This window comes from Methylobacterium iners, assembly GCF_022179305.1.
GTDB classification, from domain to species: Bacteria; Pseudomonadota; Alphaproteobacteria; order Rhizobiales; family Beijerinckiaceae; genus Methylobacterium; species Methylobacterium iners.
Genome location: NZ_BPQP01000020.1, coordinates 140757 through 149169 on the forward strand (window position 1 = coordinate 140757; position 8413 = coordinate 149169).

Consider the following 8413-nt stretch of genomic DNA (forward strand, 5'->3'; position numbering starts at 1 on the left):
TCCTCTGCGCGGCGGAGCACGGGCGTGTTGTCGAACATCAAGATCCTCTGGAAGATCCTCGGCGTCCTCGCGCCCGTCACCCTCATCGTGACGGGGACCGTGTGGTTCGCCATGAGCCAGATGGCGAAGATCGACGGGGATTACTCCGCCCTCATCGCCAAGGACGCGCGGGCAGCCGTCGAGATGCGCCGGGTCAACCGCCTCGTCCACGTCGCGATGTACCGGACCTACCGGATGATCGCGGAGACCGACGTGGCTCAGATCAAGGCCTCGGAGGACGCCCTCAACCTCGTCCCTGACGAAGTCCGGACATCGCTCCAGAAGGTCCGGGTCGGCGTTCCCGCCATGGCGGGCCGCGTCGACGCCATCGGGGCCCGGTTCGAGACCTTCATCGCGGCCGCCGCGGAGATCCGCCAGCTCGCCGCGATGAACCTCGACGGGGAGGCCGTGAACCTCATCCGCGCCAACGTGGATCCCGTCTTCACACCGATGGCGGCCGCGATCGGCCAAACCGCTGAGGAGCTCCAGGCCGGGATGGACCGTGAGTCTGACAAGCTCACCGCGCAGGGCACCGACGTGCAGCGGACCACCATGATGCTCGCTGGCGGAGGGCTCGTGCTCGCCATCGCCATGGCCTTCTTCGTCGTGATCTCCGGCATCACCCGGCCGCTCGCCGCCCTCGTCGGCGTGCTACAGCGCATGGCTCAGGGCGACTTCGCCGCCGAGATCGCCGCCTCGAAGCGCGGCGACGAGATCGGCGCCGTCGGCCGGGCCGTCGAGGCGATCAAGGACAAGGTGGCGGAACAGGCCGCGGCGGAAGCCCTGACCAGGCAGGCCGCCGACCAGAGATCGGCCGCTGAACGCCGCCAGGCCCGGCTCACCATGGCCGACAGCTTCGAGGGATCCGTGGGCGGCATCCTCGAGACCGTCGCCTCCGCCGCGACCGAGCTGCAGGCCACCGCCCGCACCCTGACGAACACCGCCGGCCAGACCGCGAGCCAGACTTCCAGCGTCGCCGCCGCGGCGGAAGAGGCGAGCACCAACGTCACCATGGTCTCGGCCGCGGCCGAGGAGCTCGGCGGCTCGGTCTCCGAGATCAGCCGTCAGGTCGGCGGCTCGGCCGACTTGGCCCGCCGTGCCGTCGAGGAGGCCGGCCAGACCGCCGCCCTCGTCCAGGAACTGAGCGATGCGGCAGCCCAGATCGGCAACGTCGTGGCGCTGATCTCCAACATTGCGGGCCAGACCAACCTGCTGGCGCTCAACGCGACCATCGAGGCGGCGCGTGCCGGCGAGGCGGGACGGGGCTTCGCGGTGGTCGCCACCGAGGTCAAGGAGCTCGCGAGCCAGACCGCCAAGGCCACCGACGAGATCGCGGGCCAGATCACCCGCATCCAGGGCTCGACGGGCCAGGCGGTCACCGCGATCTCCGGCATCACCGAGCGCATCCGCGAGATCAGCAGCATGACGACGACGATCGCGGCCGCCGTCGAGGAGCAGGGTGCGGCGACCCAGGAGATCGTGCGCAACGTGACCCAGGCCGCGACCGGCACCGGCCAGGTCACCGCCAACATCTCGGGCGTCGCCGGCGCCGCCGAGGAGACGGGGGCCGCGGCGAGCCAGGTGCTGTCCTCGGCCTCCGAGCTGTCCCGCCAGTCCGAGCACCTGCGCGCGGAAGTGCATCGCTTCCTCGGCACGATCCGGGCGGCGTAAGACGCCGCCCACGGCAGGGCGTGGTGGCAGGCCTGGCCGCCGCGCGCCGTCGTCATTTCCCGGGCCCGCCCGCGCGGGTCGGGCACGCCCGGTTCATGGCGTCACCGGGCGTTCTCACGACACCGTGAAACCGAAGGGCGCATGCGCCCGTTGTCCGCCCAGGTTGGCGCCCCCTCACGGGCGCCCGTTCTGCGAAGCGGCACCGGCACATGGCATCCCCCAGCGACATCCGCCCGAGCACCGGCGAGCCCGGCGGCGGCAACTCCACCGTGTGGACCCTGGCCCTGGCGACGGCGCTCCTCGGCCTCGTCGCCCTGCCGAAGCGGCGCGGCGGGTCGGGCGGTGACCATCCTTCCCCCAACGGGCCGGCGCGGGAGGCCTCGCCCGCCCATGCCGGTGCGGAGGCCGAGCGGGTCGCCGAGACTGAGGCCGATCGCGGCCGCAAGGCCGACACCCCCTCCGAGATTCCGGCCCGGGGCTGGAAGGACATCGGGATGCGGGTCTTCCACGACATCAGCGAGAACCGCCTCGTCTCGGTCGCCGCCGGCGTCACCTTCTACGTGCTGCTCGCGATCTTCCCGGCCGTCGCCGCACTCGTCTCGATCTACGGACTCGTTTCCGACCCGGCTACCATCAACGAGCATCTCGCCAGCCTGCAGGGCGTGCTGCCCCAGGGCGCCCTCGACATCGTCGGCGAGCAGGTGAAGCGCATCACCGAGAAGGGCGACACCACGCTCGGCCTCACCTTCTTCACCGGCATCGCCCTGTCCCTGTGGAGCGCCAACGGCGGCATGAAGGCGGTCTTCGACGCGCTCAACGTCGTCTACGAGGAGAAGGAGAAGCGCTCGTTCATCTGGCTGAACCTGCGCTCGCTGGCCTTCACCGCCGGCGCCCTGCTCTTCGTGGTGCTGGCGCTGGTGGCCATCGTCGTGCTGCCCATCGTGTTCAAGTTCATCGGCCTCAGCGAGACGGCCTGGTACGTCTCGCTCCTGCGCTGGCCCGCCCTGCTGCTCGCCGTGCTCGGCGGGCTCGCGCTCCTCTACCGCTACGGCCCGAGCCGGGACGCGCCGCGCTGGCGCTGGGTGACCTGGGGCAGCGCCATCGCCGGCACGCTCTGGCTCGCCGCATCGCTGGGCTTCTCGTACTACGTCTCGAATTTCGGCAGCTACAACGAGACCTACGGCTCGCTCGGCGCCGTGATCGGCTTCATGACCTGGATCTGGCTCTCGACCACGATCGTGCTCGTCGGCGCCGAGATCAACGCCGAGATGGAGCACCAGACGGCGCAGGACACCACGGTCGGGCAGAAGCAACCGCTGGGCACGCGCGACGCCCGGATGGCCGATACCGTCGGCGCGGCCGCCTGAGCCGGGACTACTGCGCGATCGCGCCCTGAGGGACCTGAAGTCCCGGCGGCGCCTTCGGCTCGTCCCCGGGCCTCGGCGCCCCTTGAGACCGGGCCGGCTTGGCGGCGGGCGGCTTCTTCGCCGCGACCGTCGGCTCCGGCCGCGTCGCCGGCGCGACGCCGCATTCCTTGAACGGGAGCTGGGCCAGGGGCTCGCCCGTCTCCGAGACGATGGTCAGGGGATCGGGCAGGATGGTGAGTTCGCCATCCCAGCGGATCGGGCCGCCCGTCGTAGCCTCCAGCGTCGCCGGGGCGCTGCCCCGGCGCAGGCCGAGCAGGTCCGGCCCGTAGGCGGTGGCAACCCGGTCGCGGATGATCACCTGCAGCACCCGCGTCGTATCCGGTGTCAGGGGCCGCAAGGGATTGTCGATGGTAATCGCGCCCGAGCGCGTGACCCAGACCGCCATGCCCTGCGCGTCCTCGTAGCGGGCGGCCTTGGCATCGCAGACGACCGCGAGCTCGGGGGTCTTCGGGTTCGCCAGCGGCGCCGTGGCCGCCATGGGCTGGGGCGGCGCGGGCGGCGGCTTCCTGCGAACCGGCGGACGCTTGGCCAGCGGGGCCGTCTCCGTCACCGGCGCCTCGGCCGGCGTCTGGCCCGCGGCGGAGCCCGCGTCGAGGAGGGCCAGCCCGGACAGGAGCAGGACCAGCGAGCGCGAGCGGATCATCGCTCGGTGCTCCGCGGACCCGTGGGCTTGCCCGCCGGCCGCTCGACCGGTTCGAGGTCCAGGATGGGGGCCGATCGGTCGATCGGGCTGACGGGGGGCGCAGCGATGGGGTCCATGAGGCCGTCCTCCTCGTCCTCGATCATGGCATCCTCATGGGGCAGGCGCAGCGGCGGACGGGCGGCCCGCACCATGGTCCGCACGACGAGGATCGTGGCGATCACGACGGCGGCGGCCGCGGCCAGGATGACGAGGGTTTCCATACCGGCCCAGGGTTAGCGCAGGACGCCCCCCGTTGCATCACCCGAGGGAGGCCGGCGGCGGAACGGTCCTTGCGTCGGCCCGGTCCGAGGCGCCAAGTGGCGCGGCGCGCGGGGCGCCAGGGCCGTCGTCCCAGCGTCGCCTCCGCGATCCATGAAGGCCGTTTCCTCGCCCGAGACCGAACCATGATGCGCATGCAGGACCGTCACCACGCCGTTCCGGCCCCGTCCCCGCCGCGACAGGAGGCCGGCGCGCGCGACGTGAAGGGCCTGGAGCAGGAGCTGACCGCCCTCGTCGCGACCTCGCGCGAGCAGGCGAGCGAGGATCCGTTCCGCAACCCCGTCCTGGCGGTGACGCTGGCGATCACCCGCCGCCTCGACCGGGGCGAGATCGGCGAGGACGACCTCGACGCCCTGTTCGCGCGCCTCCGGGAGCAGGCGCTCGCCGAGCGCGCCGGCCGCCTCAGGGCCTATGTCGGCCTCGCGGACGAGGCGACGCCCGAGACCACCATGCCCGCCCGCCTGCTCGCGGCGATCCCCAAGGGGCCGGGCGATTTCGAGACGTTTCGCGATCTCGTCGGGCGCACCGCCTTCGCCGTGGTGTTCACGGCCCATCCGACCTTCGGCATGCCCAAGGCCGTCGCCGCGCTCATCGCCGAGGCGGCCTCCGAACCGGACGAGGCCGCGCGGGCGCCGCTGATCGCGCAGGCGGCGGCGCGCTCGAGCCGGCCCGACCCCGCGATCAGCCTCGACGACGAGTTCGACCAGGCCTGCATCGCGGCCAATCACGGCCGCGCGGCGCTCGACGCCTTCAACGGCGCCCTCCTCGACACCGCCCGGGCGCGCTGGCCCGACCGCTGGACCGAGCTCGTCCCGAAGCCCTTCGCCATCGCGAGCTGGGTCGGCTGCGACACCGATGGGCGCACCGATATCGGCTGGTGGGACACGCTGCGCTACCGCATCGAATCCAAGCGCATGCAGCTCGACCGGCTGATGCGCACCCTCCCCGACATCCCGGCGACCCGGGTCGTGCGCGACCTGGCCGGCGGGGCGCTCGCCGCCGTCAACCGTCAGCTCGCGGTGGCGCCCCGGCTCGGCACCAAGCCCTCGCTCGAGGCTGTGCACCGCTTCGCGCTCGCCCTCATCATCGAGCGCGAGCGCGCCCAGACCGATGCCGGCGCCATCCTCGGCGGGCTCGCCGGCGCGCTGGCCGCGGCCGAGGGCGACGCCGACCGCCACGCCATCTCGGTGCTGCGCGCCGGGATCAGCGCCCACGGGCTCTCGAACGCCCTGCCGCATTTCCGGCTCAACGCCAGCCAGATCCACAACGCCGTGCGCCGCGTCATCGACCTGGAGGGCGAGCCCACCGACGCGGCCCAGCGCCGCTCGCACCTCTCGACCATCCACGCCCTCCTCAACGACGTGCAGCCGGTGGCCGTCGATTTCGGGGCGCTCGCCGCCGAGCGCGCCTCAGCCGCACGCCTCATGATGACGATCACGCAGATCCTCAAGCACGTGGACGGCACCCACCCCGTGCGCTTCCTCATCGCCGAGACGGAGACGGGCTACACCCTGCTCGCCGCGCTCTGGCTCGCGCGGCATTACGGCATCGGCGACAAGGTCGAGATCACGCCGCTCTTCGAGACGGCCTCGGCGCTCGAACAGGGCATCCGCGTCCTCGACGATGCCCTGCGCAACCCGAATTGGCGGGCCTACCTCAAGCGCATCGGCCGGCTGACCGTGCAGTTCGGCTACTCCGATTCCGGGCGCTACGTCGGGCAGCTCGCGGCGAGCTTCTGGATCGAGCGCCTGCGCCTGCGCATCACCGAGCTCATGGTGCAGAACGACCTGACCGGCATCGAGCTCGCCATCTTCGACACCCACGGCGAATCGATCGGCCGCGGCGCCCACCCGACGAGCCTGCGCGACCGCCTCGCCTACCTGGCGCCGGAGGATGCGCGCCGGCGCAACCGGGCGGCCGGCATTCGCGTCCGCCTCGAATCGAGCTTCCAGGGCTCGGACGGCTACCTCATGTTTGGCTCGCGCGCGCTCGCCAAGGCCACGGTGGAGCGCGTCGCCGAGCACGTCTTCGCCCTCGACGTCGCCGACGAGGACGCCTTCGCCGACTACGTCCTCTCGGACGCGGGCGCCGGCGCCGACGAGACCGACGACCCGATCTACGCCGAGACCGATTTCGCCGCCGAGTTCTTCACGGTGGTGCGCCAGGACATGGAATCCCTCGTCGACGACCGCGGCTACGCGGCGCTGCTCGGCACCTTCGGCCCGAGCCTCCTCGACCGCACCGGCTCGCGCCCCGTGGCGCGCCAGACGGACGGGGGCGGGCCGGCCATGATCACCCACCCGCGCCAGATGCGGGCGATCCCCAACAACGCCATCCTGCACCAGCTCGGCTACCTTGCGAACTCGCTGCACGGGCTCGGCCGCGCCGCGGGCCGCGCCCCGGACCTGTTCCGGGACATGCGCCGGGATTCCGTGCGCTTCTCCCGCGCCTTCCGCCTCGTGCAGCGCGGCGCGAGCGTCAGCGACCTCGACGTGCTGCGCGCCTATGTCGACACGCTCGACCCCGCCATCTGGCTGGAGCGGGCGCGCCGCACGCAGCGCGACACGCGCCGCGACGAGCTCGTCGTCATCGCCACCGCGCTCGACCGCCTGCGCCTCGCCCCCGACCTGCGCCGCCTGTTCGGGCGCTTCACCTGCGACTGGCTGAGCCTTCAGGCCGCCGCGCCCGACCTCGGCACGATGTCGGTGCGCCTGACCCTCCTCCACGCGATCCGCCTCGCGCTGATCCATCGGATCTGGTTCCTGGCCGTCCACATCCCGGGCTTCCGGCCGCAGGCCGGCGTCACCCGCGAGCAGCTCATCGAGCGCTTCCTGCGCCTCGACATCGACGGCTGCCTAACGCTGCTCGAAGAGATCTTCCCGATCACGCCGGACCCGACGCTCGGCCTCAATTTCGGCGAGCCCGCGGGCCCGCGCGACGTCGGCACCTACACCACCGAGCACACCGAGCTGTTCGAGCCGATCCGCCGCTGCTTCGCCCGGGTGCGGGAATTGTCGGGCATGATCCAGCACGAGGTGGGAGCGTTCGGGTAGGGTCGAGGGCGTTTCGCGCAGCTCCAACCTGCGTCGGCACGGCGCCGGTAGGCCACGGCGTACCATCTCGGCGTTCGGGTCACCCGTCTCCTGCGGCAAACATCGACGGCGCGTCCGGCCCGCCGACGTCAGGGTTCCGGCTCCGCCACGACAGCGGTCTTCGCCCGCCGCACCAGCAGACGAACGATGAAGGCTCGGATGCGCAGGTCCTCCACGAACGGCGGGACGTTCTCGTCGCGCCAGAGCGAAAGATCTTCCGCGTCAATGGTGCGCTATCGGACGATCGAACGAGTCTAGGAAGGTTGTAAATTTTTGCCGACTACGCTGATCCATCGGATGCCACCCGAGGATCAACCATGCGCTCGATCCAAGCTCGCCTCTTCGCCGCGATCGGTGGCCTGTTCGCCGGCATCGTTCTGACGGCCGCGGTCGGCGGCTACGCGTCGAGAACGTCGAATGCCGGGATGGAAACGATCTACGCCGATCGCGTCGTGCCACTGCGCGACCTCAAGGTCGTGGCCGACATGTACGCGGTCAACATCGTCGATGCCTCCCACAAGGTGCGCAACGGCAACCTGACATGGCCGGAAGGACGACAGGCCGTCGAAGAAGCGGGCAGCCGCATCAAGGCGAAGTGGGCGGCTTATGCCGGAACCTACATGGACGAGCACGAGAAACGCCGCGCGATCGAGGCTCAAGCCGCCATGAGCCTTGCCGACAAGGCGATGACCGACCTTCTGGGCATTCTCCAGCGCAACGACCGACCCGCACTCGACGCCTTCGTCAAGGACAGCCTCTACCAGAGCATCGACCCCGTCAGCGAGGCGATCAGCAAGCTCGTCGATCTTCAGATCGAGGTCGCCGAGGTCGTGCATGGGCGATCCGGTGCCGCCTACGACCTCGCGCGCAAGATCGGGGTCGGAACGCTGATCATCGCGCTGGCGGCGCTCGTCTTCGCGCTCTCGACGACGCTCAACGGCGTCGTGCGCCCGCTCGCGGCCATCACCGGGGTCATGCGCCGGATCGCCGGCGGCGACCTCGAACTGCCCGTGCCGGGCCTCGGTCGGCCCGACGAGATCGGAGCCATGGCGGCGAGCGTCGAGGTGTTCAGGAATGGCCTCGTCGCGAAGCGGGAGAGCGATCGCGTGCTGGCCTCGGAGAACGAGGCCAAGATGCGCCGTGCGCAGGCGCTGGACGCGCTGACGAAGAGCTTCGAGCACAACGTCTCGGCCCTGACGCAAGGGCTGGCGGGCGCCTCGACC

6 protein-coding genes are annotated in these 8413 nt (G+C 71.4%); 4 read left to right on the forward strand and 2 right to left on the reverse strand.

The genetic code is table 11. The features are described from left to right. The first annotated feature begins 120 nt into the window (after positions 1–120). Both MFF55_RS07640 and MFF55_RS07645 read left to right on the forward strand, forming a co-directional pair. Positions 121–1710, forward strand: coding sequence for a methyl-accepting chemotaxis protein (locus tag MFF55_RS07640; protein WP_238243493.1), 1590 nt, complete (start codon positions 121–123; stop codon positions 1708–1710). Positions 1711–1919: 209 nt separating this feature from the next. Beyond that, entirely contained in the window at positions 1920–3077 is a 1158-nt protein-coding gene (locus tag MFF55_RS07645; protein WP_238243479.1) for a YihY/virulence factor BrkB family protein, read from the forward strand. A 7-nt stretch (positions 3078–3084) separates the two neighbouring features. On the opposite strand, the gene MFF55_RS07650 is transcribed toward MFF55_RS07645, so the two are convergent. Both MFF55_RS07650 and MFF55_RS07655 read right to left on the reverse strand, forming a co-directional pair. Continuing rightward, entirely contained in the window at positions 3085–3780 is a 696-nt protein-coding gene (locus MFF55_RS07650; protein WP_238243480.1) for a hypothetical protein, read from the reverse strand. After that, on the reverse strand, positions 3777–4040 hold the full coding sequence (locus tag MFF55_RS07655; protein WP_238243481.1) for a hypothetical protein: 264 nt from the start codon (positions 4038–4040) through the stop codon (positions 3777–3779). The genes MFF55_RS07650 and MFF55_RS07655 overlap by 4 nt, the downstream gene beginning before the upstream one ends. 186 nt (positions 4041–4226) lie before the next feature. Between MFF55_RS07655 and MFF55_RS07660 the strand changes: the two genes are divergently transcribed. Then, a complete protein-coding gene (locus MFF55_RS07660) occupies positions 4227–7151 on the forward strand; it encodes a phosphoenolpyruvate carboxylase (protein ID WP_373874745.1) in 2925 nt (974 codons plus the stop codon). A 356-nt stretch (positions 7152–7507) separates the two neighbouring features. Then, positions 7508–8413, forward strand: a 906-nt coding sequence (locus MFF55_RS07665) for an MCP four helix bundle domain-containing protein (protein WP_238243482.1), incomplete at its 3' end; no start/stop codon positions are given.